Origin of the sequence: Streptomyces ovatisporus (assembly GCF_042653885.1) — a bacterium.
Lineage (GTDB): Bacteria > Actinomycetota > Actinomycetes > Streptomycetales > Streptomycetaceae > Streptomyces > Streptomyces ovatisporus.
This window is the reverse complement of the sequence record NZ_JBHSFH010000005.1, coordinates 136,204-162,873: the sequence shown is the minus strand read 5'-3', so window position 1 is coordinate 162,873 and position 26,670 is coordinate 136,204. Positions and strand designations below refer to the sequence as shown.

At 73.0% G+C, this 26,670-nt stretch carries 23 protein-coding genes; 8 read left to right on the top strand and 15 right to left on the bottom strand.

Going from position 1 to position 26,670, the window contains the following annotated elements; genetic code table 11:
* The first annotated feature begins 50 nt into the window (after positions 1-50).
* On the top strand, positions 51-353 hold the full coding sequence (locus tag ACFPA8_RS09170; RefSeq protein WP_386445103.1) for a hypothetical protein: 303 nt from the start codon (positions 51-53) through the stop codon (positions 351-353).
* A gap of 140 nt (positions 354-493) precedes the next feature.
* Here ACFPA8_RS09170 and ACFPA8_RS09165 read toward each other — a convergent pair whose 3' ends face one another.
* From ACFPA8_RS09165 to ACFPA8_RS09145, 5 genes are all read right to left on the bottom strand, one after another.
* Positions 494-1,378: a phosphatidylinositol-specific phospholipase C gene (locus tag ACFPA8_RS09165; RefSeq protein ID WP_386446269.1), complete on the bottom strand. Its 885-nt coding sequence runs from the start codon at positions 1,376-1,378 to the stop codon at positions 494-496.
* An 85-nt stretch (positions 1,379-1,463) separates the two neighbouring features.
* Positions 1,464-1,961: an HIT family protein gene (locus ACFPA8_RS09160; RefSeq protein ID WP_386445100.1), complete on the bottom strand. Its 498-nt coding sequence runs from the start codon at positions 1,959-1,961 to the stop codon at positions 1,464-1,466.
* Positions 1,962-2,076: 115 nt separating this feature from the next.
* A complete protein-coding gene (locus ACFPA8_RS09155) occupies positions 2,077-2,592 on the bottom strand; it encodes a GNAT family N-acetyltransferase (RefSeq protein ID WP_386445097.1) in 516 nt (171 codons plus the stop codon).
* 109 nt (positions 2,593-2,701) lie between these two features.
* A complete protein-coding gene (locus ACFPA8_RS09150; RefSeq protein ID WP_386445094.1) occupies positions 2,702-3,469 on the bottom strand; it encodes a hypothetical protein in 768 nt (255 codons plus the stop codon).
* The gene (locus tag ACFPA8_RS09145; RefSeq protein WP_386445091.1) at positions 3,466-4,275 is read right to left on the bottom strand and encodes an SAM-dependent methyltransferase; all 810 of its coding nucleotides are present in this window, start codon (positions 4,273-4,275) and stop codon (positions 3,466-3,468) included. Before ACFPA8_RS09145 ends, ACFPA8_RS09150 begins: the two co-directional genes overlap by 4 nt.
* 374 nt (positions 4,276-4,649) lie before the next feature.
* Between ACFPA8_RS09145 and ACFPA8_RS09140 the strand changes: the two genes are divergently transcribed.
* Entirely contained in the window at positions 4,650-5,591 is a 942-nt protein-coding gene (locus tag ACFPA8_RS09140; RefSeq protein WP_386445088.1) for an acyltransferase domain-containing protein, read from the top strand.
* Here ACFPA8_RS09140 and ACFPA8_RS09135 read toward each other — a convergent pair.
* Positions 5,573-6,049, bottom strand: coding sequence for a GNAT family N-acetyltransferase (locus tag ACFPA8_RS09135; RefSeq protein ID WP_386445085.1), 477 nt, complete (start codon positions 6,047-6,049; stop codon positions 5,573-5,575). The two genes, ACFPA8_RS09140 and ACFPA8_RS09135, sit on opposite strands and share 19 nt — an antisense overlap.
* Before the next feature lie 23 nt (positions 6,050-6,072).
* Between ACFPA8_RS09135 and ACFPA8_RS09130 the strand changes: the two genes are divergently transcribed.
* Complete coding sequence (locus ACFPA8_RS09130) at positions 6,073-6,876, top strand: exodeoxyribonuclease III (protein WP_386445082.1); 804 nt, start codon at positions 6,073-6,075, stop codon at positions 6,874-6,876.
* Positions 6,873-7,934 carry a sulfotransferase gene (locus ACFPA8_RS09125; RefSeq protein ID WP_386445079.1) on the top strand — a complete coding sequence of 354 codons (1,062 nt, stop codon included), beginning with the start codon at positions 6,873-6,875 and terminating at the stop codon, positions 7,932-7,934. Before ACFPA8_RS09130 ends, ACFPA8_RS09125 begins: the two co-directional genes overlap by 4 nt.
* Positions 7,935-7,985: 51 nt before the next feature.
* On the opposite strand, the gene ACFPA8_RS09120 is transcribed toward ACFPA8_RS09125, so the two are convergent.
* The 6 genes from ACFPA8_RS09120 to ACFPA8_RS09095 form a co-directional block, all read right to left on the bottom strand.
* Positions 7,986-8,888, bottom strand: a complete 903-nt coding sequence (locus ACFPA8_RS09120; protein ID WP_386445076.1) for a TauD/TfdA dioxygenase family protein — start codon at positions 8,886-8,888, stop codon at positions 7,986-7,988.
* A gap of 65 nt (positions 8,889-8,953) precedes the next feature.
* The gene (locus tag ACFPA8_RS09115; protein WP_386445073.1) at positions 8,954-10,243 is read right to left on the bottom strand and encodes an FAD-dependent oxidoreductase; all 1,290 of its coding nucleotides are present in this window, start codon (positions 10,241-10,243) and stop codon (positions 8,954-8,956) included.
* A complete protein-coding gene (locus ACFPA8_RS09110) occupies positions 10,240-12,072 on the bottom strand; it encodes a prenyltransferase/squalene oxidase repeat-containing protein (RefSeq protein WP_386445070.1) in 1,833 nt (610 codons plus the stop codon). Before ACFPA8_RS09110 ends, ACFPA8_RS09115 begins: the two co-directional genes overlap by 4 nt.
* Positions 12,066-13,238, bottom strand: a complete 1,173-nt coding sequence (locus tag ACFPA8_RS09105; RefSeq protein WP_386445067.1) for a UbiA family prenyltransferase — start codon at positions 13,236-13,238, stop codon at positions 12,066-12,068. The genes ACFPA8_RS09110 and ACFPA8_RS09105 overlap by 7 nt, the downstream gene beginning before the upstream one ends.
* Complete coding sequence (locus ACFPA8_RS09100) at positions 13,235-14,278, bottom strand: polyprenyl synthetase family protein (protein WP_386445064.1); 1,044 nt, start codon at positions 14,276-14,278, stop codon at positions 13,235-13,237. The genes ACFPA8_RS09105 and ACFPA8_RS09100 overlap by 4 nt, the downstream gene beginning before the upstream one ends.
* Positions 14,279-14,376: 98 nt before the next feature.
* Positions 14,377-15,513, bottom strand: coding sequence for an aminotransferase class I/II-fold pyridoxal phosphate-dependent enzyme (locus ACFPA8_RS09095; RefSeq protein ID WP_386445061.1), 1,137 nt, complete (start codon positions 15,511-15,513; stop codon positions 14,377-14,379).
* A gap of 223 nt (positions 15,514-15,736) precedes the next feature.
* Between ACFPA8_RS09095 and ACFPA8_RS09090 the strand changes: the two genes are divergently transcribed.
* Complete coding sequence (locus tag ACFPA8_RS09090; RefSeq protein ID WP_386445058.1) at positions 15,737-16,912, top strand: LysR family transcriptional regulator; 1,176 nt, start codon at positions 15,737-15,739, stop codon at positions 16,910-16,912.
* A 498-nt stretch (positions 16,913-17,410) separates the two neighbouring features.
* Here ACFPA8_RS09090 and ACFPA8_RS09085 read toward each other — a convergent pair whose 3' ends face one another.
* Positions 17,411-18,319 carry a MerR family transcriptional regulator gene (locus ACFPA8_RS09085; RefSeq protein ID WP_386446266.1) on the bottom strand — a complete coding sequence of 303 codons (909 nt, stop codon included), beginning with the start codon at positions 18,317-18,319 and terminating at the stop codon, positions 17,411-17,413.
* Positions 18,320-18,613: 294 nt separating this feature from the next.
* Between ACFPA8_RS09085 and ACFPA8_RS09080 the strand changes: the two genes are divergently transcribed.
* The 3 genes from ACFPA8_RS09080 to ACFPA8_RS09070 are packed head-to-tail and all read left to right on the top strand — an operon-like array spanning position 18,614 to position 22,085.
* Positions 18,614-20,206 carry a flavin-containing monooxygenase gene (locus tag ACFPA8_RS09080; RefSeq protein WP_386445055.1) on the top strand — a complete coding sequence of 531 codons (1,593 nt, stop codon included), beginning with the start codon at positions 18,614-18,616 and terminating at the stop codon, positions 20,204-20,206.
* Positions 20,206-21,204: an alpha/beta fold hydrolase gene (locus ACFPA8_RS09075; protein WP_386445052.1), complete on the top strand. Its 999-nt coding sequence runs from the start codon at positions 20,206-20,208 to the stop codon at positions 21,202-21,204. The genes ACFPA8_RS09080 and ACFPA8_RS09075 overlap by 1 nt, the downstream gene beginning before the upstream one ends.
* On the top strand, positions 21,201-22,085 hold the full coding sequence (locus ACFPA8_RS09070; RefSeq protein ID WP_386445049.1) for an SDR family oxidoreductase: 885 nt from the start codon (positions 21,201-21,203) through the stop codon (positions 22,083-22,085). The genes ACFPA8_RS09075 and ACFPA8_RS09070 overlap by 4 nt, the downstream gene beginning before the upstream one ends.
* Positions 22,086-22,146: 61 nt before the next feature.
* Here ACFPA8_RS09070 and ACFPA8_RS09065 read toward each other — a convergent pair whose 3' ends face one another.
* Complete coding sequence (locus ACFPA8_RS09065; protein ID WP_386445047.1) at positions 22,147-25,578, bottom strand: S41 family peptidase; 3,432 nt, start codon at positions 25,576-25,578, stop codon at positions 22,147-22,149.
* Between the two features lie 440 nt (positions 25,579-26,018).
* A complete protein-coding gene (gene ssgD / locus ACFPA8_RS09060) occupies positions 26,019-26,432 on the bottom strand; it encodes a spore wall synthesis regulator SsgD (RefSeq protein ID WP_386445045.1) in 414 nt (137 codons plus the stop codon).
* Positions 26,433-26,670 lie beyond the last annotated feature (238 nt).

Below are 26,670 nucleotides of genomic sequence, written 5' to 3'. Positions count from 1 at the left end.
ACGCGTGAGCAGCGCGAGCATCGGACAGACGGGAACAGGAGGTTGTCACGATGACATTCGTCCAGATCATCGAGTACGAGACATCCCGCGCGGACGAGCTGGAAGACGCCTTCGACGAGTGGCTGGCCGCCAGCGAGGGCAAGCGGACCGTCGTGCAGGAACTGCACACCCGGGACCGTGAGAAGCCGGGCCACTACGTGGACATCGTCGAATTCCCCTCCTACGAGGCGGCGATGAGGAACAACGAGTTGCCGGAGACGCAGCGCGTGGCCGAGCGGCTGCGTTCCCTGTGCGACGGCGAACCGCGTTTCGTGAACCTGGAGGTCGCCCGCGAAGAGCCGGTGCGCGCCTGACGCCGCTCCGTCGGCCCCGTCCGGCGGTCTGCCGCCGTCGGCTGCTCCTGTTCAAGGGGCAGCCGACGGCTACGGAGAGGCAGGCGGCCTCTTCGCCGGAAACCCGGGCATCCGCGGGCGCCGGCGGGCCCCACGACGGCTCAGCCGGCGGGCTGATGGGCCAACAGCGCTTCGACGACGGCGTGTTCGCCGGGGTAGTCCATCGGGACGATGCCGAGTCCCGTCCAGGAGGCGTTGTCCGGCGACGTGAGCAGGTCCCGCACACGAGGGTTGAGACGGTCCGCGTTGGAGCGGGGCGGGAGCAGCGCCGCGGTGCTGACGAAGTTGACGTACAACTTGCCCGGTTGGGCGGCGGCCTTGCGGAAGTGGTCCGCGACGAGCGGGTACTTGGCTTCCGGCTCGGCCATGTAGTCGTCCTGGATGTCGAAGAGGGCTCCGTCGCCGTAGCGCACTCCTGGCAGGCCGTCCGAGTCGCCGAGCAGTACGACTTTGCCGCGTGCTCCGCCCAACGTGGGCAGGGACGTGTCCAGTTGGAAGAGCGAGCGCCAGCCGCGGCCGTCCAGGTAGTCGTCGAATACGGCACGGAAGCTCTCCGCGCTCTCCTCCGAGTACTCCTGCTTGACCCGCATCAGGACGGTCTCCGAGGGGCGGACGGAGAGGAAGTCGCGGCAGGAGCCCAGCACGTCGTCGAAGTTGAGGTGCTGGTAGGAGGGGCCGTGATGGATGGTGAAGGAACCCTCGAAGAGGCGGCAGCGCACGTCGAGGAAGCGGATTCCGGCGGAGAGCTGTTCACCGATGCCGGTGTTCTGGCACTCCGTCCACGGACCGCCGTGGCGGGCACCGGAGTTGTGCGTCCCGGGGATGGTGAGCTCACGCAGGAGCGCACCGTCGGGGAGCTGTGACATCCACGCATCGGGGACGGGTGCGCGGGTGGCGGCTGCGCTCGCCGTGCCCGACGTCGCGGTGGTGAGCACGGCGGTGGTCGACAGCGCGGTCAGTGACTGGAGGAAGTGCCGACGTCTCATCGTCATGCTCAAGACAAGCACGGATCGCTGCGGTGGCACAGGGTGCCTCGGGGGGTGGGACGGAGCGGGCGGACGGCGCGGGGTGTCACCTCGCGGCTGCCGCTTCGCGCAGTCGCGCGGCCAGGTCGGCCGTCTCCTGAGGGGTCGTGGACAGTACGCCGTGTTCCGTCATCAGCGCGTGGAACTGCTGCTGCCCGTACGGCACACCGTGGGGCAACCCTGCGATGTGCCAGTGCAGATGGGCGTTGCCCTGCTGGCTGCCGAGGGTCAGCAGGTACGTGCGCTCGGGGGCGATCACGTCCTCGACCGCCAGGGCGACCCTGCGCACGACCGTCATCAGGCGCAGATAGGCGGCCTCGTCCAGATCCCGTACGGCGTGCTCGATGTGTCTCTTCGGGGCGACGAGGACCTTGCCGGGGAGCGTCGGGTAGCGGTCGAGGAACGCGAGGTGTTCGTCGTCCTCGTAGACCGTCTCGTGGGCATAGTCCGGGTCGCCTGCGGCGAAGGCGCAGACGAAACACGGGCCGGAGCGGGCCCGAGCCTCGTACGCGTCGAGATCCACCGGCCGACGGCTCTCCGCCATCCCTGTCACCTGCCCCTTTCCCCTGCTGCTCGCCGTCCCCGGAAACCCGGCGCCGGACGGCGGAGCCTCCGCAGACAAGTCCCCTCTTCTCCGCGTGAGTTGAAGCTCATCGCGGTCAGTGGCGAACTGTGTGCCGCCAGCGGATCTCGCCGTCGTGCCAGTGGTCCGTGGGCGTGAACCCCGCTGCCGCCGCCACGGCGGCAGAGGCACCGTGACGCGGGTGGACGTGGACGACGATCCGCGTCACGTGCCGCTGACGCAACCAGCCGACCAGCGCACGGGCCGCTTCCGTGGCGACACCGCGGCCCTGCCACGCCGTTCCGACGATCCAGGAGATCTCGGCGGTGAGGCTTTCGTCGTCCTCCCGCGTGACGGTCGCCTGGACCGTCCCCGTCAGACAGTTCTCCTCGCGTGACTCGACGACCCAGTTGCACCAGGACTCGGCTGGATCGCCGGAGCCCGCCTCCCATCGCTCGTAGCGGGACCGGAGCGACTGGACGGAGGGCGGCTCGCCGCCGATGAAGGCGTACAGCTCCGGGTCGGAGAGCACCCCGGCCATCTCGCGTGCGTGCTCGACACGCAACGGCCGCAGGATCAGCCGCTCGGTGGGGACAGCCTCGGCCGTGATCACGGGGCCTGCCGGGCGCGGGTGGCCACCGTGCGCCGCTGTGACTGCGGGTGCGGATGCGGGTGCGGGCGCCGATGCGGGTGCGGGCGGGGGTGACGGGGCAGCCGGTGCGTCATGTGTGCGCGGGCTCCTCTCCGGCGCGGCGTCCGGGACGGATGATCACCTCGCTGCCGAGCGGCGTGAAGCCGGCGGCGAGAAACGACCGCAGCGACCGCGCGTTGCCGGGGGACACGGCCGCGAACACCGGTTCCCCTGCCGGGACCTGGGCGAGGACGTCCCGCAGCAGGGTGCGTCCGAGACCGCGGGCGCCCTCGTCCGGCTCGGCCAGTTCGATGCTCACCTCGCGGCGCCCGGCCAGCCCGTCCGAGAGTGTGACGAGGCCCCGTTCGTCGCCGAACGTCCGTACCCGGCACCGCAGTTCGCGTGCGTACCGGACGCGGGGATGGTCGTGCAGGTCCGTGCGTTCCGGCAGCCCCGGCGCCGGCGGCGAGGACCCGGACCCGGTGCCGGTGCTGCCGGTGCCGTGGGCGGCCAGCGTGACGTCGACGACGTCGATGACGCCCTCGGGCCCGGCCAGGGCACGCAGCAGGTCCGGGGCCAGGGAGGCGCCGTGGCCGTCGGGGTTCATGCGGCGGATCACGCCGGCGGGGAGCGCGGTCGCGATCACGGCGTGCCCGGTGAAGGCCACCGAGCACTCCAGCCCCCGCGGAAGCGGACCGAGCAGGGTCACGCCGCCGTCGGCGGGCGGGAAGTGCCCGTCGGCGGCGGCGAGGAGGAGACGCAGCAGCGGGTGCGGTCCCCTCCCGTGCGGCGCATCCGCCTGCTCCCCGGGGCATGCCGGCCGCGGAAGTGTGCCGGCCTCGGTCCGCCCCGCTGTCACGGCTTGCGTCCGACGCCGCAGATGGCGTCCACCTGCGAGGAGTCGTCGTCGGGGTCCGCCATCTCGGGGCGCCAGTTCGTCGTGGGGACCACTCCGGGCTCCAGCAGCTCCAGGCCGTCGAAGAACCGGGCGATGCGTTGCGGGCTGCGCAGGTGGTACTCGCTGGCGGAGTTGTCGTTGTAGACGGCGATGGCGTCGTTGAGCGCCTTGTTGGTGTCGGTGCCGTCGCTCAGCGCCAGGTGGCTTCCGGGCGGCAGGTGCTCCATCAGCCGGCTCACGATCGACCAGGGGTCGTCGGAGTCGGGGAGCTGCCCCAGCGTGCCGAGCAGTGTGAGGGCGACCGGTTCGCTGAAGTCGAGGGTGCGGGCCGCCCCTTCGAGGATCGCCTCGGGGTCGCGGACGTCGGCGTCGATGTAGTCGCAGGAGCCGGCGCTGCTGCTGGTCAGCAGCGCATGGGCGTGGACGAGCACGAGCGGATCGTTGTCCACGTAGACGATCCTGCACTCCGGCGCGACCCGCTGTGCCACTTCGTGCGTGTTGTCCACGGTCGGCAACCCGGTGCCCACGTCCAGGAATTGGCGGATCCCCGCCTCACCGGCCAGGAAGCGGACCGCGCGGGCGAGGAAGTACCGCTGGAGGCGGGCGATCCGGGCGATGTCGGGGAACGTCTGGAGGATCATGTCGCCGGCCATGCGGTCGGCGCTGTAGTTGTCCCTGCCGCCGAGCAGGTAGTTCCAGACGCGTGCCGAATGGGGCCTGTCCGCCTGGAGCTTCTCGGCCAGCTGCGGGTCCTCGGGGGTGTCCATGGGGTCAGCTTCACACGGCCGGCGCCGGGGCGTGGGCGGTTCGGTCGCACCCGGGCCGTTCGTCCTGTTCGGCTGTTTCGTGCCAGCCGGTGCGCCGCGTCCCCTGCGCCCGGTCTCCGCAGGAACGCCGCCGGACCTCCGCCGGATCTCCGCCGGGACCTCCGCCGGGACCCCCGCCGGGACCGCCGCCGGACCTCGCACCCGCCGTCCCCCGGCCGCCGCGCCGGCCCGTCCCGTCGTCGGACACGTCCCTCGCCCGGGTGATTGCGCGGAGGGCACCGGCGACGATTCGCCGTGCTGACGGGGGAGTTCACCGCCGCGGCCGGGCGGACCCGATTGGCGCGGCGGGTGCCCTGCGCGCCAGGCTGACCCCCATGAGCATCGCCTTCCTCTTCCCCGGCCGGGGTTCGCAGCGACCCGGCATGCTGCACCGGCTGCCCGACACGGCGGCGTCCGCGACCGTGCTGGCCGAGGCGGACTGGGCGCTGCGGCGGCTCGCGGCCCGGGCGGGGTCCGCCGACGCGGCGGGAGCAGCCGGTCGGGCCGGCACCGCGGGCAGGGAGTACGCGGACGGCATCGCGGAACTGGACACGGCGGAGGCGCTGGAGAAGTCGCCGGTGGCCTGTCACGTCGCGCTGCTGGTCGCGGGTGTCGCGGGGGCGCGGGCCATGTCGGAGGACGAGGCGGTGACGCCCGCCTTCGTCGCCGGTGAGGACGTCGGCGGCTACGCGGCGGCTGTGATCGCGGAGGTGCTGACTCTGGAGGAGGCGCTGAGGGCGGTACGGCTGCGCGGCGAACTGCTGGAGCGTGCCGAGGAGCCGGAGGGGGACGTCGCGATCCGCCTCGCGCAGCATCTGGCGACCGTCGAGCGGCGCCCGCAGAGGGTGCCTTACGTCAGCGGCGCGTACGGACGCAGTCTGCGCGGCGACACCAACGCGGTGCTCGACGAGCTCGCCCGGTCAGTGGCCCGTCCCGTGCCCTGGGAGAAGGTGGCGGCGGCCCTCGCGGACGAAGGGGCGGCGTGCTGTGTGGAGCTGCCGCCCGGGCGTGCCCTGACGAGCCGGACGGCGGCGGTGCCGGGCATGCGGGTCGTGTCGGTGGAGGAGTACGGGCTCGCGGACGCCGCGGAGTTCGCGCGGCCGGCGGGCCCCGGCGGGACCGGGGGCAGCGAGGCCGGCGGCTCGGCTCATGAGGGGAGCCCGTCAGGTCACGCGGGAGGCGGCCCGGCCCACGAGGCCGGCCCCGAGGCCGGCGGGGGCGGCCACGCCGGAGCCGGCGGCGACGACCCGTGGAGCGGTCACAGCGGCTTCGCGTAACAGCGGCTCTCCGGCTCGAAGCGGTAGTGGCCGAACTTCTCCGCCGGCTCGTACCCGGAGGAGGTGTACAGCGCGATCGCCTCGGGCTGCGCGGTGCCCGTCTCGAGGACCATGCGGGTACGTCCGGCCTCGCGGGCGTCGTCCTCCAGCAGAGCCAGGATCTGCCGGGCCAGTCCCCGTCCCCGCACCTCCGGCACCACGTACATGCGCTTGATCTCGGCGTCGCCGTCCGCGTAGCCCTCCGCACCGCGGTCCTGGGTGCGCCAGCCGCCCGAGGCCACGGGACGCTCGTCCGCGTCGTACGCCAGCAGGTAGAGCCCCTGCGGGGGCTCGAACATCGACGGTTCGAGCGGCGTCACGTCGCCCTCGTCGCCGTAGCGCACGGCGTACTCCTGCTGCACGGCGTCGTTGAGCTTCATCGCATCGGGATGGTCGTAACGCGCACGGACGATTCGCATGCCCGCATCGTAGGGTGACCCGGATGCTGAAGGTGACGACGGTCAACGTGAACGGGCTGCGCGCGGCGGCGAAGAAGGGCTACCGGGAGTGGCTGGCCGCCACCGAGGCGGACGTGGTCTGCCTCCAGGAGGTCCGTGCGGAGCCGCACCAGCTCCCCGACGACGTACGCGCCCCCGAGGGCTGGCACACCGTCTTCGCGCCCGCCGCCGACAAGGGACGCGCGGGCGTGGCCCTGCTGACGCGCCGCGAGCCCGAGCGGGTGCGGATCGGCTTCGGGGCGGCCGAGTTCGAGGACTCGGGCCGGTACGCGGAGGCCGACCTGCCGGGCGTGACCGTCGCCAGCCTCTATCTGCCCTCGGGGGAGGTCGGCACGGAACGGCAGGCGCAGAAGGAACGCTTCATGGCGGCCTTCCTGCCCTATCTGCGTCGGCTGCGCGAGCGTTCGGCGGCAGACGGCCGGGACGTCCTGGTGTGCGGCGACTGGAACATCGCCCACCAGGAGGCGGACCTGAAGAACTGGCGGGCCAACCGCCGTTCGTCGGGGTTCCTGCCGGAGGAGCGCGAGTGGCTCTCCCGGGTCTTCGACGCCTCCGACGGCGGCTACGCGGACGTCGTGCGTGCGCTGCATCCGGACGTCGCCGGACCGTACTCGTGGTGGTCCTACCGCGGCCGGGCCTTCGACAACGACTCGGGCTGGCGCATCGACCTCCAGGCGGCGACGCCCCGGCTGGCGGCCCGGGCGGTGAAGGCGGTGGTCGAGCGGGCCGCCCGGCACGACGAGCGGTGGAGCGACCACGCTCCGGTGACGGTGGACTTCGGGCTGTGAGCGGGACGGGCCCCGGCACCGCCTCCCGGCCGCTGACCTTCGTCGTCGGCACCGGCAGGTGCGGGTCCACCGCGCTCTCCCGCGTGCTGCGGCTCCACCCCGACGTGCTCAGCCTCAGCGAACTCTTCGCGTGCGTCGAGCCGGGCGCCCTGCCCCGGGAGCCGCTGACGGGGAAGGAGTTCTGGGCGCTCCTGTCCTCCAGCCGTCCCTTCGCCGACCGCATGATCCGGGAGGGGACGCCCCTGCCCGAGCATCTCTATCCGCGTCTGCCGGGCGGCCGCTTCTCGGCCGGGGACGGCGGCGTCCCCGCCGTCTGCCTGACGACGCTGCCGCACCTCACCGACGACCCCGACACGCTCCACGACGACCTGCGGCCCGTGTTGGAGGGCCGTGGCCGTGCTCCGGCCGCCGCCCACTACCGGGCCCTCTTCGGGATGCTGGCCGAACGGTTCGGCCGCCGGGCCGTGGTGGAGCGCTCCGGGTTCTCCCTCGGCACGGTGCCGCGGCTGAGGGCGGCCTTCCCGGAGGCGCGCTTCGTCCACCTGCACCGTGACGGGCCCGACTGCGCGCTCTCGATGAGCCGCCACGCGGGTTTCCGCCTGCTGCTGGCCGTGGCGCACGCCGCCGACGGCCCGGCCGAGCAGGATCTCGCCGCCGACCTGGCGGACCTCATGGCGGACGACGCGTTCGACCTGCGGGGGGTGCTGGAACGGCCCTTGCCGGTGGAACGCTTCGGAGAGCTGTGGAGCGGAATGATCACCGAAGGGCTCGCCCACCTCGACGAGGTTCCCGCCCCCCTGCGTACCTCTCTCTCCTACGAGGACCTGCTCGCCGACCCCGTCCGCCGGCTGACCGAACTGGCCGGGCACATCGGCGTGGAGCCGGACCCCGGCTGGCTCGCCGCCGGGAGCGGACTCCTCGACGGGGCACGGCGCGGTGCGGCTGAGGCACTGCCCGGCGACGAGCTGGACAGGCTGCGCCGCAGCTGCACGCCGGGCATGCGCGCACTGAGCACGGCGGGAGCCCTGGACCGCGGCGGGAGCGGACTCCCGGCCTGAGGCGTTCCGCGGCCGTTGCCTCCGGCTGTCCGCCGGGACGAAGTGCCGCGTTCAGTAGCCGGAGCGGGCGTTCACCCGCCGCGGGTAGTACCGCTCGTCCCCCCTGCGTTCGTAGGGCTCCCAGCGGGGTGCGTCACCGGTCGGGTGATCACCGAGCACCGTCACGCGCCGGCCCCTGCGGTACTCCTGGTAGTCGTTGACCGCGAGGTGCTGGGTGGCGCGGTTGTCCCAGATCGCCACCGCGCCAGGCTCCCAGCGGTAGCGGCAGTTGAAGCGGGGCGCCTCGGAGTGCTCGAAGAGGTACTGCAGGACGGCGTCGCTCTCGTTGCGGCTGAGCTGCGGGATGTGCGACGTCCACATGCGGGTGACGTACAGCGAGCGCCTTCCCGTCTCCGGATGCACCCGCACCACCGGGTGTTCGGCGGAGAGCGTCCCGACCTGCGGGGCCTGGAGGACGTGTACCGCGGTGAGGCCGTCCAGCATCTCGCGGAAGGGACCCGAGAGCGTCTCGTAGGCCAGGTACTGGTTGCTCCACATCGTGTCGCCGCCCGACTCGGGGCAGGTGACGAGGTGCAGGATCGAGGCGACGGGAGGGTTCGGGCTGAACGTCACGTCGATGTGCCACTCGTCGGCCTTTCCGCCCTTGTCCGACTCGATGAGCGTCACCTCGGGGTGGCTTTCGAGCTTCGGCAGGAAGGGGTGGACCTCCACCTCGCCGAACCGCCGCCCCAGCGCGACGTGGGCCTCCGGGGTGAGACCGGACTGGCCGGGGATGAACAGGACGAGGTGGCGCAGCAGCAACTCGTGTATGCGCGCGAAGAGTTCGTCGTCCAGCGCGGTGAGATCCACACCGTGCAGCTCCGCGCCGAGGGCGCCGGAGACGGGGCGTACCCGTATCCGGTCCGCCTGCCCGGCGGACTGAGCGGGGGAGTTGAGCGCTTCGTCGAGGGACATGCCGTTCTCCTGGGGCCTGTCGGGCCTGTCGGGGTCGGGTGGTGGTGGGAGCGGTGCCGCTGCACTCATCCCGGCGGGACGCGGTGGGAGCGGGGGTCGGGGAGCAGCCCGAGCTGCTGCAGGCGGTCCAGCAGGGTCAGCGGGCGCGGGCCCAGGCCCGCCATGTTGTACGTGATGGTGTGCAGCAGCCGGGGGTTGGCGCCGCTGCAGCGGACCGCCCGGCGGCCCAGCAACCGTCCCGGCAGGGAGAGATCGGTGACCATGCGGGCCGCGTTGTCGCTGGTCCGCGCGGCCTGGGCGAGTACGGGAAGCCTGTCCTGTTCGTAGGCGCGCAGCGCCGCGTCGACGGTCTCGGGGCTCAACTCGCCCGTCCCGCAGGCGAGGGAGTCGGCGAGCGCGCCGGCGCTGGTGATGGCGGTGTTCATGCCCTGCGCGGCCATGGGGTGCACGGCGTAGGCGGATTCCCCGACGAGGGCGAGGCCCGGCGCCGTCAGCCGCTCGGCGAGGAAACGCGCCACGGGGAAGAGCTGACGGGTGCCGGCGGCTGCGGGCAGGGCCCCGGCGAGCGGCGCGAGGGCGGGCACTTCGCGCACCGCTGCCTCGCTCCACCGTGCGAACTCCGCGCCGTCCAGGCCGCGCAGCTCTTCCGGACGCGCCTGCACGTAGAGCCGTACACGGCCGTCCGGCAGCGGATACACCAGGCGCAGACCCCGCGCCGTGAGGTACGCCGAGAAGTCGTCGGGGCGCGCGGCGACTCCGTTCAGCTCGAACGAGACCAGCCTGTGCGGGTATTCGCTGCGCCGTCCGCCGACGCCCGCGGCGCGGCGGAGCCGTGAGCCGATGCCGTCCGCTGCGACGACGAGCGGTGCGTGCACGTCGTGCTGCTGAGCCTGCCGGGGCTGCCCCTGGCCGCGCTCCGCCAGCCGTACGCCGACGACGCGTCCGGTGCCGTCCCGCAGGGCCTCCTCGACGCGTACGCCCCGGCGCACCTCCACCGACTCCCCGAGGCCCGCCGTCAGTGCGTCGAGGACGCTGAGGTGGTCGTGAGCGAGCAACGACCGGTCTTCGGCGGGAAGTTGGCCGTAGTCGAGTTCCATGAGGGGCGCGCCGTGCGCGTCGCGGACCACCAGCCGTCCCAGCCGCAGTGCGCCCCGGGACTCCAGCAGCCGCTCGGCGCCCCAGCGACGCAGCACCCGCAGCGCACCGGGCTGAAGCACCTCGCCCTTCGCGACGGGGCGAGGGCTGCGCTGCTTGTCGACGACGAGGACGCGCAGCCCGATCTCACCGAGCGCGCGTGCGGCTGCGAGTCCCCCGGCGCCGGCGCCGCACACCACCACGTCGTAGTCGCTGCTCACGGAGTGCCGTCCTCCTGCGTCGGGTTCGTCGGCCGGGTCGGCTGTGTTGGCTGTGTCGGCCGGGTCGGCTGTGCAGTCCGAGGCGGGCCTTCGCCCGTGCCTGCGCCGTCCGTCCCCGCCACCGTGCGCAGCCGGGCGAGGGCGCGGAGGGCGAGCCCGGAGGCGATGCCGTCGTCGGCGTAACGGGAGCACCGCCGCACGTACTCGTTCACCGCGGCGCCCTGCCAACTCCCGTCCGTGCACTGTGCGTCGGTCAGCCGGCGCGCGGCGGCGACGACGGCTCGGCTGTCGGGACCGGTGCCTGCCGCGAGAAGGGCGTGCAGTGCCCAGGCCGTCTCCTCGACGGTGCCGCGCGGCGCGTCGGGACCGTCCTCGCCGGACGCCCACGAACCGTCGGCCGCCTGGGTGCGCAGCAGCCAGTCCCGGGCCCGCCGCGCCTGGCTGCTCCCGCTCCGGCCGGCGCGGCAGAGCGTCTCCAGCACGACGGACGTGCCGGGGGTCGGTCCGCGGTACCACATGGCCTCGAAGGAGCCGTCCTCGTGCTGCACCCGGGCCAGCCACTCCAGCGCACGGACGACGCGCCGGTCCCGGGGCGGCACGCCGTGGTCGAGAAGTGCGCGCACGGCCTTCGCGGTCATGTGCGGGCACGGGCCGAATCCGCCGGGCCTGCTGCCGCGGACGGCGAGGCTCCACGAGCCGCTGCGGTCCTGCATCGCCGTCAGCCAGTCGATGCCGCGCCGGGCGTGGATGTCCTCACGGCCGCCCGGCAGTTGCAGGAGGGCCGAGCTGACCTCGGCCGTCTCCAGCGCCATCGGCCAACTGGAGACGCTGGAGAAGCCCCAGAAGCCGGGAGGGCAGCCGAGCGCTGCGAACGGCTCGTCCTGCTGCCGCCGGTGGAACATGGCGCGGGTCGCGGTCAGCCGGGGGTCGGCTGCGTATCCGGCCTCCAGCAGCGCGGCCGTCGCGAAGGACGACCAGGTCACATCGAGGGGCATCAGATCCCAGGACCCGTCCTGCCGTGCCATGGCGCGCAGCCTGTGCGCGGAGGCGCGGGAGATGTCGGGGGCCGTGCCCGAGCGTGCGATGCCGAGTGCGATCAGGCTCGTCAGCCACGGATCGGTGCTGAACTCCCCTGTGGAGCCCTCGCGTTCGTACGCCTCCCGGACCACGCGGAGGGCTGCCCTGCCTGCGGCCCTGTTCACGAGCGCACGGGCCCGGCCCTGCGGGCGGTGGGCCGCCTGGGCGAGGGCCATGCTCGCGAAGATGGGCAGACGCAGGCTGAGCAGCCGCCGGGCCGGGCCCGGCAGCAGCATCAACTCCATGGGAAGCCGGGGCAGTTCCGACAGCTTCCCGACCCCGGACAGGGCGTCGAACTGCCTCACCAGGCCCGTCATCGTCGGCTCCGGCAGTGCCGCCGCGCCGCCGAGTCGCGTCACCAGCTCCTCGCCGGCACGTACGGCCTTCGCCGCACGCTCGGGCGCGACCAGCCGCAGCGCCGCCGTGGCGACCGCCGTGGCCAGCAACTCGGTGGGGACGCCGGCCATCGCCCAGCCGCCGTCCGGGCGTTGGGAGTCGCACAGCCGCGTCACGGCGCGTGCGATCGTGCTGTCGGTGCTGTCGGTGCTGTCCGTGCCGGCCGGTCCGTCCGTACGGTCCGGAGGCTGCTCCGTGGCGTGGTGGAGCGCGACGATCGCGGCGGCGGTGTTGGCGGGGGAGAAGCGGTCACCGCGCGGCGCGAAGACTCCGTCGGGGCGCAGCCGGGCGAACAGCGCTTCGGCTCCGGTACCGACCGCTCTGTCCACGGCTCGGGCGAGTTCCTGCGTCACCATGGTGCGACATCACCTCGTGTGCCGTCGTGCGGCGTCCGTGCCGAAGCGTCCTCTGCCGGGGGGAATTCGTGCCGTGCGCGCATGCGCGCCTGAGCCAGCAGGCTGACGGCCGACAGCGGCACGACGACGGCGAGCGCGGGCAGCAGCGTCCAGCCGCCCGCGAGCAACGCCCCCGCCAGCAGCATGCGTTCGGTCACCAGGATCTCGTGCGCGCGCAGAGCGCGTCTCGGAGTGAGGGTGCCGGGAGCTGCGCGCAGCAGCGGAAGGAACGCCGCCGTCCCGCAGCCGACCGCGCACAGCAGGAGCACGGCCGAGCTGCCGCGGTCCCCCGGTACCAGCGGCAGGGCGGCGAGGGCCACGGCCAGGGCGACCGCATGCAGCAGGGCGGCGGCACGGACGGCTACGCGTACTCCGTGCCGTACGGGCACCGTGCGGCAGCCGCCCGCGCGGTCGCCGTCCACGTCGCGGAGGGTGCCGACCAGGTTCGAAGCGGTGTCCTGGAACCAGAACGCCACGGCGAACGGCAGCACGTGCCGGCTCGGCAGGGTCTCCACCGTCATCGCCCCGAAGAGCACCGTCGTGGCCGTGAGCGATCCCCGCACGGCGTTGCCCGTCAGGCCCCGGCCCTTGAAGACCTTGCTGTAGGCCACGATGCCGAGCATGGCGATCCCGACCAGCAGCACGGCCCGCCAGTTAACCGCCGCTGCCGCCCCCGTCGAGGCCAGGGCGCAGACCACACCGCACGTCAGGGCTGTCCGGGGGCTCAACCGCCCCGAGGGCAGCGGCCGTTGCGGTTTGCTGACGGCGTCCAGGCGCCGGTCGAACCAGTCACCGAGGTAGTGGCCGCTGAGCCAGCCGAGCGTCGGAGCCGCCCAGGCGACCAGGACGGGAGCCGCCCCGTGGGCGCCGCCCGGGACGGAACCGCCGTTCAGCGCGGCCCCGCCGAGGCCGACGAGACCCGGGTAGGCCAGCGTGTACGGACGCCACGTCTCCAGGTGGGCCCGTACCGCGCTGCGCAGCGCCCCTCGCCGGACTGGGCCTCGGCGGCCGGTCCCGCCGCCGCCGCGCTCCGGCGTCCTCAACCCCTGTTCCCGGGGCGCCTGTTGCGTGCGGTCCCCGGCGTGCGCTGCGGCGACGGCCTCGGCCCCCGCCTCCGCGGGGCTCACCGGTCCCGGTCCACGGACATGCGCGCCACGCCGGCGAGGACGTTCCGCGAGCGCGAAGGCGCGAGGACCGACAGGGAGTTCTCCGCCGACGCCGCTTCCGACTGCACCCGTTCACGAGCCGCGCGCAGCGCCCCGGTGGTCTCCAGCACTTCCCGGACGGTCCGCTGGGCCTCCGCAGCCGGCGTACCGGAGGCCAGGGCAGCCGCCAACCGCCGTCTCTCCGCGGGACCTGCGAGCTCGTGGGCCAGCAGCACGGGGAACGTCGGCCTGCCGTTCGCGGCGTCGCTCAGAGGCGGCTTGCCGCTCGCCGTGCCGTCACCGGTGTGCGGCAGCAGATCGTCCGACATCTGGAAGGCGAGCCCGCAGTGGGCGGCGAACTGCTCCAGGGCGTCGGCCTGCCGGGCTGTGGCGCCGCCGAGCAATGCCCCGATCCGGCAGGCGGCGCGGAAGAGGGCTCCCGTCTTGAGCGCGATCATCCGCAGATAGCGCTCCATGCCGCACTCCGTGTCGCCGCACAACTCCGCCTCCAGCGTCTGGCCGCGGCACAGTTCGATGCCTGCGCCTGCCAGGGTGCGGACGACGGAGAGCAGGGTCTCCGCGGGGAGCCGGTCGCGGGTGCATCCGGCGGCGGCCTGGACGGCGTCGAAGATCAGCGCGTCGCCCGTGACGATCGCGTCGGCGGTGCCGAAGTGCGCTGCCACGCTCGGCCGGCCCCGCCGTGTCGCGTCCCCGTCGATGACGTCGTCGTGGACGAGCGACCCCACGTGCAGGTACTCCACTCCCAGCGCGGCGGACACGGCCTGCTCCGGATCGCCGCCGACGGCGGCAGCCGATTCCGTCACCAGCAGCGGACGCAGCAGCTTGCCGGCGGGCAGCAGCGCGTACCGGGAGATCCGGTCCACATCGGGAAGGCCGGCCGGCCAGCGGCGCTCCATCTCCCGGTGCAGCAGCGCGAGGGACGGCCGGGCGTCGGGCAGACGCCGGACGAGGTCGTCTCCGGCTGTCCGTGCCTGTGCGGTGGGCGAGTCGAGAGGAGTCATGCGGCCATCACTTCCGGGACGGCGAGGGCGTCCGGGTCTCGGGGACGAACGGGCCCGGCGCCGGGGCCGGGCACAGGTCGGCCAGTTGTCGCTCCGGCTCAGGTGCTCCCCGTGCCGGCGTCGCTGCCAGTGGCGTCGGCTCTCCCGGGGGGACGGCCGTGCGCCGGCGGCACTTCGGGCCCGGGCGCTCCGGCCGTCTCCGCGCGCCATTTGCCCGCCAGTTCGGCGAAGGCGTCGTCGGCCTCCCGTCCGCCGATCGTCACGCGTACTCCCTCACCCGGCTTCCCGCAGACGAGCACTCCGTGGTCGGCGCAGAACTGTGTGAGCTCCTCCACGCCGCTTTCCATGGGCAGCCAGAGGAAGTTGGCCTGGCTGGGCGTCACCGTCCAGCCCTGCGCGAGCAGGACGCTCCTCAGCCGTTCACGTTCCTCGGCGGTCGCCCCGCAGCGGCGCGCGAACTCGGCCTGATCGTCGAGGGCGGCGACTGCGGCGGCCTGCGCGGTGTTGCTCACGCGCAGGAAGAGCTGCAGCCCGCGCAGCTGTCCGAGAGTGCGCTCGTGGCCGACCAGGTAGCCGACGCGCTGGCTGAGCAGACCGTAGGACTTGGAGAACGTCCGTACCACGCAGACGCGTTCGTCGTTCCTGTAGAGCGCGATGCCGTCGGCGGCCTCCGCGTCGTCGGCGAAATCCCGGTACGCCTCGTCGATGACGACGGTGACACCGGACGGCAGCCGGCCGAGAAAGCGCTCGACCTCCTCGTGTCCGACGGCGGTCCCCGTGGGGTTGTTGGGGTTGCACAGCAGCACCATGCGGGTGCGGCCGGTGACGGCGGCCGCCATCGCGTCCAGGTCGTGGGTCTGGTCGCGCAGCGGTACGGGCACGGTGCCGGAGGCGGCGTTGGCGGCCAGCATGGGATACGCCTCCCACGAGGGCCAGGCGTGCACAGTGCCGGTACCGGGGCCGGTCAGCGTGCTGAACAGCTGCTGGAGCAGTGCCGCGGACCCCGGACCGGGCAGCACGTGCTCCGCCGGCACGTCCAGGTGCGCGGCGATGCGTGCCGTGAGGCCGGAGGCGAGGGCGTCGAGCGTGCGGTGCGATTCGGCGGCGGTCTCCCGCACGGCCCGGAGAACATCCGGGGCCGGTGGGAAATAGGTCTCGTTGAGAGACATCTGGTGCGTGACGGAACCAGGGCCGATGACCGGCTGCATTCTGTTCCAGCCGTCTTCTTCGTCCATTTTCCGTCCCATCCGCGGAGGATCGTCGGAGTAATTCCCGGAAGCGGGCGGACCGCGCCGGCGGTGACATTGCCGGGCCTCTCCCGCAGGCCCGGACCGGCGGACCGGTGAACCCGGCGGGGACGCCACTCCGCTTCGAGCTCGTACCCGATTCTGGTCACACCCGCACCCGACGTCCAATAGGAGTTCCTTCCGGACGCATAAACTCGCTTACGGTATTCAGGTGTTGGACGTGCAACAGCTGACGGTCCTCGTCAGCGTGGCCAGGGCAGGCTCGTACACGGCCGCCGCCCGCTCCCTCGGCTGCACCCAGCCCGCGGTCAGCTACCGCATGCGTTCGCTGGAGCGTGCGGTCGGGCTGCCGCTGGTGGTCAAGGAGGGCCGGGGCATGCGGCTCACCTCCGCAGGGCGTCAGCTGGCCGAGCGGGCCGAGAAGGTGCTCGCCGCGCTGCGCTCCATGGAGGGCGAGTTCGGCGGCACCCGGAAGTCCGGCGGCAGGATCCGTACGGCCTCGGTGCGTGGTGCCTGCCTTTCCCTGCTGGCCGCTGCCGTCGCCCGCTTCCGGACCGCGGAGCCCGAAGTCGAGGTGACGCTGGGACAGTTGCCTTCCGCGGACGCCTACCGGCTGCTGTGCGAAGGCCGCGCCGACCTCGCGCTCGTGTCGGAGAGCACCGGCGGCTGCCGTCACCGCACCGGCGGAACGCCCTCGCCCCTGCTCGACGGGCGGGCGCCCGAAGACGTCGGCGGTGCGGGGCTGTTGCGCTTCCCGCTGCTCACGGAGCGGCCCTGCGTACTGCTGCCGTCCGCGCATCCGCTGACGGCCCGCAGCAGCCTCTCGCTCGCCGAACTCTCCGAACAGCACTGGATACTCCGGACGGGACGCAGCCGCTTCCTCGACGCCTGCGCCGACGCGGGGTTCGAGCCGCGGGTGGCGGCCACCACCGACGAGCAGGCGGTCGCCCACGAACTGGTGGCGGAGGGCGCGGGCATCGCCCTGGCCCACGGTCTCGACGCCGTCCCGTGTGCCCCGCAAGCCGTCTCGTCCCGTGCGAACTGCCGGGCCGCGGAGGCGGGTCGGGGGGACTCGCGGGTCACGGCGCGGCGGCTGGAGCACTGGCCCGACCGTTGTGTGTCTCTGCTGCTGACCCCTGACAGTACGGCGGTTCCCCCGGTCACCGCGCTGGTGGCGGCAGTTCGGACGGAGGCGACGGAACTGCTGGCGCGGGCGGGCGAACCGGAGGGCGGGCCCGGGGACCGGACCGCATCAGCCGGGCCGGCTGCCGGCGGGGCAGGAGCCGGTGCCCCGGCCGGCCTGCGGCTCCCCCCTCTCGTCGTTCCGCCGGCGGCGGTCCGGCGAAGGGGCGGTGAGGGTACGCCGCGAGGGGCCGCACTCGCCTGAGGGCGGGACGCCGCCCGTGCGTGCTTTTCCGTTGTGGCTCCGTGCCCGTTTTCCCCGTGCCGGTGGGGTGCCCGGATCGCCGTTCCTTCCCGCTGTGATTCGCTATGAGCCGCCGCGGACCGGGATATCCGGAATTCCTGTGCACGGTGCACGGCAATTGCCCTGCCATGCTTCATGACTTGCCTGAGCAGCCGTGTCCGCATTCGCCCGCGACGGCCTCCGTTCCGGTGCGGCCGTGAGTCCGGCGTCAATTGGCCGGAGGGGGACGGGAATCCGCCGCCGGGTGCTTCGGTGCGCAAGGGCTGCGGCATGCCCGCAGGGCCGCATTCCGTGCCCGCAATTCTCCGAGCGCTTCCCCGGGTGCGCGCCTCCGCGGCTGTGCGCCTCCCCTGCTTTGCGCCGCCTGGCGTGCGCCTCCCCTGCTGTGCGCCGCCTGGCGTGTGCCACCGGCCGCCGGCGGCACCGCACGCGGCGCCGGCCCGGTTCCGGCGGAGCCGGTCAGTCGGGCCGCGGCTGCTCTTCCTCCTGTGCGGCCCCTGCGTCCGCGGAGGGTCCGGCACCGGGTGCTGTCACGTCGCCCCGCGCGATCCACTGGTCGACCTCGGCCCGTACGCGACGGTCGAGAGCGAGGCCCAACTCGGCCTCCACGACCTGCTTCGCGAGCGGGCGCAGCTGGGTGAGGAGTTCGCCGAGACGGTCCGCGTCGAGGCCGTCGGGGGCGGCGGCCTGCTCCTTCGGCAGCAGATGGGTACGGAAGAGCCCCGTGAAGACGTCGGCGATCGCCTCGGTCTGCGTGCGCAGTTCACGTCCCGCGGCCAGCACCGCGGCGAGCGGGATGCCCTTCTCGACCAGTGCGGAGGACGCGTCGAGGAGGCGGCGGCTCGTGTGCACGAACTCGTCGCCGTCGACGGCGATGTAGCCGATGTCCAGTGAGGCGGCCAGGTTCTCGACGCTGACCTCGCCCTGGAAGTAGTCCGCCAGCTCCTCGGGAGTGAGACGGATCGGTGTCTCCTCGGCGAACAGCGAAGTGATCATCGAGCTTTCCAGGCCGAGCAGTTCGGCAGTGCCGTGCGAGTCCCGTCCGCTCTCGAACGCGCCCAGCAGATCGGCGATGCCGCCCAGGGTGTGACCTCGGGCGAGGAGCCCGGAGATGGTGCGCAGGCGGGCGAGGTGGTGCTCGTCGTACCAGGCGATGCGGCCCTCGCGGCGGGGCGGCGGCAGGAGCTTGCGTTCCCGGTAGAAGCGAAGGGTGCGGGTGGTGATGCCGGCGAGCTCGGCCAGCTCGGCCGTGCGGAATTCGCGGGTGCCCTGCGCGGTCGTGCCCGCTTCCCCGTCTGCGGCCCCGTCGCCCGCCGCCCCGTCGTCCGCCGGGCCGTCGCCGGGTCCGGTGCCGTCTCCGTTCCGGATGCTCCCCTTGCGGGCGGGGTCGTCCTGGGCGTGACCGGTCTCGTCCGTGCCGCCCGGGCCCGTTCGCTCTGCTCGCCTTCTGTCGTCGGTCACGGTCGCAGCTTAACCAGCGGCGCCGACCGTGCTTCCGCCGAGCACCGGGTGCGGCTCCTCCAGCGGCGACAGGTGCAACCGGCGGTAACTTTCCCCGCGCGACCCCTACCCATCGGTAAGCCTCTCCTCTACGCTCCAACCGTGCCAGTGATTACTGGCGCATTGTAGAGCCGGCAACAGCAGACCCCGGGAGGCGACGGCATGGCGGCCGAGCGCGAACACGAGCACGTACGGGTGGCGGTGATCGGATCCGGATTCGGCGGCCTCGGGGCGGCCGTCCGGCTGCGCCGCGCCGGAGTGACGGACTTCGTCGTCCTTGAACGCAGAGAAGCGGTGGGCGGCACCTGGCACGACAACACCTATCCCGGATGCGCGTGCGACGTGCCCTCGCACCTCTACTCCTTCTCCTTCGCGCCCAACCCCGACTGGCCCCGCAACTTCTCCGGCCAGGAGCACATCCGGGCCTACCTGGAGCGCGTCGCCGACAACTTCGGGCTGCGGCAGCACATCCGCTTCAACTCCGAGGTCGAGCTCATGAGCTGGGACCCGGACGAGCTGCACTGGACGATCACCACCGGCCAAGGCCACCAGTACACGGCCGACTTCGTCGTCAACGCGACGGGGCCGCTCTCCGACGCCAAGATCCCCGACATCCCCGGCATCGAAGGGTTCAGCGGCAAGGTCTTCCACACCGCACGGTGGGACCACGACTACGACCTGCGCGGCAAGCGTGTCGCCGTCATCGGTACGGGCGCCTCCGCGATCCAGGTCGTACCGGCCATCCAGCCCGAGGTGGAAAAACTCACCCTCTTCCAGCGCACTCCGGCGTGGGTGATGCCCAGGGCCGACCGCAAGATCAGCGGGGCGGAACGCTGGCTGCACGACAAGGTGCCCGCCACGCGCTACCTGCGGCGTCAACTGCTGTGGGCCGTACGGGAGATGCAGGTATCCGCGTTCGCCAAGCACCCGAACGTGCTGGGCCTCATCGAGACGCTGGCCACCGCCCACATGAAGCGCGCGGTGAAGGACAAGGAGCTGCGGCGCAAGCTCACCCCGGACTACCGCATCGGCTGCAAGCGCATCCTGCTCTCCAACAACTACTACCCCGCGCTGGTCAAGCCCAACGTGGACCTGGTCGCCTCCGGGCTGAAGGAGATACGCGGCAACACCCTGGTGGCGGCGGACGGCACCGAGGCGGAGGTGGACGCCGTCGTCTTCGGCACCGGATTCCACGTCACCGACATGCCGATCGCGCACCGCGTCAAAGGCGCCGACGGGACGACTCTCGCCGAGAAGTGGGCCGGGGGCATGGAGGCGCTGCGCGGATGCTCGGCCGTCGGCTTCCCCAACTTCATGACCGTCATCGGGCCCAACACCGGCCTCGGCAACAGCTCGATGATCCTGATCATCGAGTCGCAGTTGAACTACATGGTCGACTACGTCGAGAAGCTGGAGGCCCTCGGCGGCGAATCCGGCAAGGTGGCGCTCGACGCACGCCCCGAGGCCGTCGAGGCGTGGAACAACCACATCCAGGACCGCATGCGCCGCAGCGTGTGGAACACGGGTTGCGACAGCTGGTACCTGGACGCCAACGGCCGCAACACGACGGTGTGGCCGGGGACGACCTCCGAGTTCCGGAGGGTCACCAGGGAGCTGCGGCTCGAGGAGTACGAGGTCAGGCGGCAGACGCCGCCGGGCTCCGGCGGCACGGGCGGACAGACCGTGAAGAGCGTCTCCGGCGCGGCCGGACGCGGGGCTGCGACAGCCGCTTTCCACGCGGCGGAGGAGGGCTGATGGCACGTCTCACTGCATCATCGGGCAGGGCACGGGGACCGTACGATCCGCCGCCCGCCGCACGGGAGTCGACCGTCACTTCCGCCGACGGCGCCCGCCTCCACGTGGAGGTGCACGGACGCGAGGAGGACCCGGCCGTCGTCCTCGTCCACGGCTGGACGTGCAAGACGGCCTTCTGGGCCCCCGTCATAAGGGAGTTGACCGCTACGGGGCACCGCGTCGTCGTGTACGACCAGCGCGGACACGGACGTTCACCCGCGGCCGACACGCGCGCCTACAGTCCGGAGGTCCTCGCCGACGACCTGTGCGCGGTGCTGGACGCGGCGCTCGCCCCCGGCGAACGGGCCGTGCTCGGCGGCCATTCCATGGGTGCGATGACGCTCGTCGCGGCGGCGGGCCGCCCTCAGCTCGAACAGCGTGCGGCGGCACTGGTCCTGTGCAGCACCGGCGCGCACCGGCTGCTGTCCGGAGCGAGGGTGCTCTCCTTCCGCTCCGAGAAGGCACGGGTACGCGCGCACCGGCTCCTCGTGCTCTCGAAACTGCCCCTCGGGCCGGTCACTCCCGTCTCCAGGAAGGTCCTGAAGTACGGCACGCTGGGCCCGGACGCCACGGCCGACCAGGTCTCCGTGGTCGCGCGCATCGTGCACGACTGCCCGCCGCGTGTGCGGGGCGCGTGGGGCTCCGTGCTCGCGCGGCTCGACATCCAGGGCCAGGTCTCCCGGCTGCGGTTCCCCACCGCCGTCATCGTCGGCACGCACGACAGGCTCACGCCGCCGCCGCTCGCCCACGACATCGTCGAGGCGCTGCCGCACTGCACGGGCCTGCACGAACTGCCGCGTCTGGGCCACATGACGCCCGTCGAAAGCCCCGGAGAAGTCAGCCGCGTACTGCGGGAGTCGGTGCGCGAACACCTCGCCGGGGAAGCGGGGAAGATCCCCGGAGCCCGGAGCGGCGGGACGGAACCCGTCGCAGCGAAGAAGAAGGAGGAGGCCCCGTGAGCCGTCGGAGTCTGGACGGGCAGGTCGCGGTGGTCACCGGTGCCGCCCGCGGCGTCGGTGAGCTGCTCGCGCGCAAACTCTCCGCGCGAGGCGCGAAGATCGCACTGATCGGGCTGGAACCGGACGAGCTGCGGCGGGTCGGGGAGTCCCTGCGCACGGAGTCCGCGTACTGGCACGCGGACGTCACCGACCACGACGCGATGGCCCGGACCGCCGCGGAGGTCGGGGAGCACTTCGGCAGGGTCGACGTCGTGGTCGCGAACGCGGGAGTCGCCAGCGGCGGCCCCTTCGCCGACTCCGATCCGGAGTCGTGGCGCCGCGTCATCGAGGTGAACCTCATCGGCGGTGCTGTGACGGCGCGCGCCTTCCTGCCTCAACTCATCGCGTCCCGCGGCTACTTCCTTCAGATAGCCTCGCTCGCCGCGATCACCCCGGCACCGATGATGAGCGCCTACTGCTCGTCGAAGTCGGGAGTGGAGGCCTTCGCGCACTGCCTGCGCGCCGAGTTGGGGCACAAGGGCGTACGCGTGGGCGTCGGCTACCTCTCCTGGACGGACACCGACATGGTCCGCGGCGCCGACCAGGACGAGGTCATGCGGGACCTGCGCAAGCGGCTGCCGTGGCCGGCGAACCGGACCTATCCGCTCGGCCCGGCCGTCGACCGCGTCGTCGCGGGGATCGAACGCCGGGCACACCACGTGTACGCCCAGTGGTGGCTGCGCGGCATGCAGAGCGTCCGCGGGTACCTGCCCGGGATCATCGGGCTCGTCGGGCAGCGGGAGATGCGCCGCTTCGAGCCCCGTCTCTCGGCGGGCACGCACCGGGGACTCGTGGGCGCGGGAGGCGCCGCGGACGAGAGCGAGCGCGCCGCCGGACGGTGACGCCGTGCGGGCGCGCCCCTCATCGGGGTGCGCCCGCACAGAGACTGCGCCGTACCGCGGGTCAGGGCCGGGGCGGCAGCGAGGGGCGTCGCAGGTCGGGTACACGGCGGTAGCCGGGCGGCGCGGCGGCCGGGTGCCGCGCCAGCAGCTCCAGCGCCGTGCGCACGGCCGTCTTCAGCACCAGGGGCCGCCCCTCCGCCCAGTCGACCGGCGACCGCAGCGCCTCGATGTCCGGGGCGATGCCGTGGTTCTCCACCGACCAGCCGTAGGCGTCGAACCAGGCGGCGTGCATGGGGACCGTGATGGACGTCCCGTCGACGAGCCGGTGCCGTCCCGTCACCCCGACGACGCCGCCCCACGTGCGGGCCCCGATGACCGGTCCCAGCCCGAGGAGCCGGAACGCGGCGGTGATCATGTCGCCGTCGGAGGACGTCATCTCGTCGGCGAGCGCGACGATCGGCCCGCGCGGCGCGTTCCCGGCGTAACTGACGGGTTCGGCGTCCCGGGTGAGGTCCCAGCCCAGGATGGTGCGGGTGAGCGTCTCGACCACCAGTTCGCTGATGTGACCGCCCGCGTTGCCCCGTACGTCGATGATCAGAGCCGGACGGGCGACCTCCATGCGCAGGTCGCGGTTGAACTGGGCCCAGCCTGAGCCGCCCATGTCCGGGATGTGCAGATAGCCGCACCGTCCGTCGCTCAACTCCCGGACGACCTGCCGCCGTTGGGCGACCCAGTCCTGGTAGCGCAGGGGGCGGTCGTCGATGAGGGGCAGTACCGCCACCCGGCGGGGCGGCAGCGGCGGACCGGACGGGCCGGCGTGCACGGTGGCGTCGCTCTCGTCCGTGTCGGGCTGGCGGAAACCGATCTCGACCGTCGTCCCTCCGGCTGCCGCCAGCAGCGGCCACGGTCCGGCGACCGGGTCGACAGGACGTCCGTCGACATGGGTGAGCACCGCCCCCTCCCGTACGCCCGAACCCGCCAGCGGCGAACGCGCCTTGGAGTCGGACGAGTCGCCCGGCAGGATGCGCTGGATGTGCCACTCCCCGGACGGGGTACGGGCGAGGTTCGCGCCCAGCAGGCCGATGGGCCGGTGGTAGGGCGCCGGCCCTTCGTCGCGGCGTGCCGGGGAGACGTAGGCGTGTGAGGTGCCGAGCTCGCCGAGGACCTCGCGCAGCAGGTCGGCGAACTCGTCGGGGGAGGCGACCCGTTCGACCAGCGGCGCGTACTGGTCGAGCACGGCGCTCCAGTCGATGCCGCCCATCCCGGGTTCCCAGAAGTGGGCCCGCACGATCCGGCCCGCCTCCCGGTACGCCTGCCGCCACTCGGCGGCGGGATCGACGGTGTGCATCACACGCCGCAGGTCGATGTGGGTGGTGTTCTCCTCCTCGGCGGCCTCGTCCGCGGGGACGGCGCGCAGGTCGCCACCGTCGTTGACGACGAGCCGGGAACCGTCACCGCTGACCGCGAACCAGTCGATGTCGCCGGTGAGTTCGGTGCGCTTGGCCTTGGCGAGGTCGAAGTGTTCGAGGGTCGGGCTTCCGGAGGTGTCGGCCGGGTCGGCGAACGTCTCACCCAGCGCACCCGAGATCGGGTAGCGCAGCCAGACGAGTCCGCCGCCGGAGACCGCGCGCAGCGACGAGTACTTGGAGGCGGTGACGGGGAACGGCGTGACCCTGCTGGCCAGACCCTCGGCGTCCACGAGCACGGAACCGTCCTCACCGCCGCAGTCCTGCGGGTCCAGGCCGCCCGGCGCGGGGCGGCCTTCGGGGGAGAGGGCGAAGGGCGAGGGGGTGGCGGGGGAGAGCGGCACGAGGTACGGGCGGCAGCCCAGCGGGAAGGACAGGTCGCCGGTGTGCACGTCGTACACAGGGTCGAAGCCGCGCCACGAGAGGAAGGCCAGGTAGCGGCCGTCCCGGGTGAAGACGGGCTGCTCGTCCTCGAATCGGCCGTCGGTGACGTCGAGGACGGTACGGCTTCCGTCCGTGCCCGCCTCCAGCCTCGCGATCTTGATCTGGCTCAGTGAACGGCCCACCCCGGGGTGCGCCCAGGTGAGCCAGCGTGAGTCGGGGGAGAACGACAGGTCGTGCACGGGGCCGTTGTGCGAGCGGACCAGTTCGACGAGGCCGCCGGAGTCCGGCGGTTCGGCGGCGTTCGCGTCACCGGCGCCGGGGGTGACGTCGCGGCCAGGGCCGTCGCCGGCCCCCGGACCTGCGGCGGTGTGCTGTGCCACGTCGATCAGCAGCAGACGCCCGTCGTGCGTGGCGACCGCCAGCACGCCCCCGTCGGGGGAGGCCACCAGCTCCCGCACCCGGCCCAGCCGTCCGTCAGCGAGCCGCCGTGGCGGTCCCGACCCTGTCGCCCGGGGCAGGTCCGCGATCTCCACGGCGTCCTCGCCGGTCGCATCGGTGACGTAGGCGATCTTTCCCGTGTCGCCGAGCATGTGCGGCGTGTGGACCCGTACGCCCGGGGTGTCGACGATGGCGCGGGCCGGGCCGTCCCGGTGCGTGAGCCAGTAGAGGCTGCCCCGCACGCATACCGCGCTGGCGCGGCCGGTCGTGTCGACCGCCAGCGAGTCCAGGTGGGAGGCGGCGGGCACCTGGTAGCTGCGGCGTCCCGAGCGGGAGCCGCCGAGCGCGATGTCGAGACGGCGGGGCCTGCCCCGGGGCGAGAAGTCGTCGACGATCCACAGCTCGCCGCCGCACTGGTAGACGACGCGCCCCTCGTCGGTGGAGGCGTTGCGGGCGTAGAAGTCCGCGTGGTCGGTGTGGCGGCGCAGGTCGGAGCCGTCGGGGAGACAGGAGTAGAGATTCCCCACGCCCTCGTGGTCGGAGAGGAAGGCGATGCGGGAGCCCTCCAGGACCATCAGCGAGTCCAGATGCCCTTCGAGCTTGGGCAGCAGCCGCTCGCCGTGCAGCCACAGCCGTCCCATGGCTCCGCCGCGGTAACGCTTCCAGGAGGCGGGATCGTGCGGCGGCTTCCCCGTCAGGAGCAGGGTGCGGCGTGTCCCGTCGAGTCCGGCCACGGCGATGTCGGCCACCGGGCCCCAGGGCAGGCGGCTGCCCGGACTGCCGTCGGTGGGGAGGCGGTACGACCAGGTGTGGTAGCTGAAGGGCTGTTCGTGGGAGGAGACGGCGAGTACGTCGCCCTCGGGGGTCCAGCCGCAGACACGGGCCTCCCCCGCGCCCCAGTAGGTGAGCCGGCGGGACGGACCGCCGCCGACGGGGACGAGGTGGACCTCCGGGTCGAGGCTGCGCCACGAGGTGAAGGCGATCTGCCGCCCGTCGGGTGAGAAGCGCGGGAAGCTGATGCGGGCCCGGTCCACGGTCAGCCGCCAGGCGCGGCCACGGTTGCCGCCCTCGCCGCCGCGGGAGACGCCCGGCGTCAGCGGCGCCACCCACACGTCGTCCTCGGCGACGAAGCAGACGAGGTCGCCGTGCACATGCGGGAAGCGCAGATACGGAGGGTCCGTGGCGTCGGCGTCGGCGTCGGTCACGACGGGCCCCGCCGGGGCCTGCGGAGGGGGCGGCCCGCGGACGGCGGACCGGCGGGCGGGCCCTCCCCGGGCGCGCGGCGTCGGGGCATCCGGTGGCGGACCCTGTGAGTGCTTCCGGTATGCGACCGGGGTTCGCTGCGCATGGCCATGTCTGCCATGGTTCGAGCAGGTGCGTGCACCGGCAACTCGTGGCAGCCCCGGAGAGGTGCCGCCACGCCCCGGTGGGGGTCGGGGTGTGACGAGGCTGGGACGAGCGGGTTGCGCGCTCCGCGCCGGGAGGTCCCGGCGGAGGACTGTGCGGCCGCCCCGGTCCGTCATCGGCGGACGTCCGGTGGGGGACCGCAACTTCTGTTCACGGCCGGTACGTGTCGCTCGCCCCGAGGAGCCGGGGGCGGCGAGGCTTCGGCCCCGTCCCGCGTTCCGTGCGGCGCCCGTATGCCTCAGACGCCGCGCAGCAGTACGGCCAGCCCGTTCTCCACGTCCAGTTCGCCGTGCTCCTGCCCGGCGGGCACGATGTCGTAGGTGCGCAGCAGGAAACGGCGCAGGTCCGCACTCGTGAACTCGACCACGGCGACGCCCTCTTCGGAGAGCAGCTCGACAACGGTGCGGGAGCCGTCCCGCGGCCAGACGTGCACGTCCCCCTCGCCCGCGGGTTCCCGCAGTCCGGCGTCCAGCAGTTCACGGGCGAAGGCCCAGGCGACTTCCGCTCCGTCGAGCGAGGCGTCGGCGGGGAAGACGAGCCGGACGGCGAGCGGGTCGGATTCGTCGTAGCGGAGGCGGGCGTCGAAGTACCGGTCGGCGGGCGGTTCCGCGATCAGCCGTGCCTGAACGCGTTGATCGAAGACTGCGGACATCCTCTGCTCCTCTGTCGTCGGGCGGCTGGCCGCTCAGAACTGGGTTGCCCCTTCTCGCTGCTAGACGCGCGAAGGCGCCAAGAGTCACTTGAAAACCCGGGTGAGCTACGCCACAGAGTCCGGTTTGGGGGTGAGTGACCGGTCGCCGGCCGCGAATTCCCCCACCCCCCTCTACCCGTCTCAGTGCCTCCGCATGGTTCGCAACCCCCTCCGGTGATTGCGTACCGGCGGTTTCAGC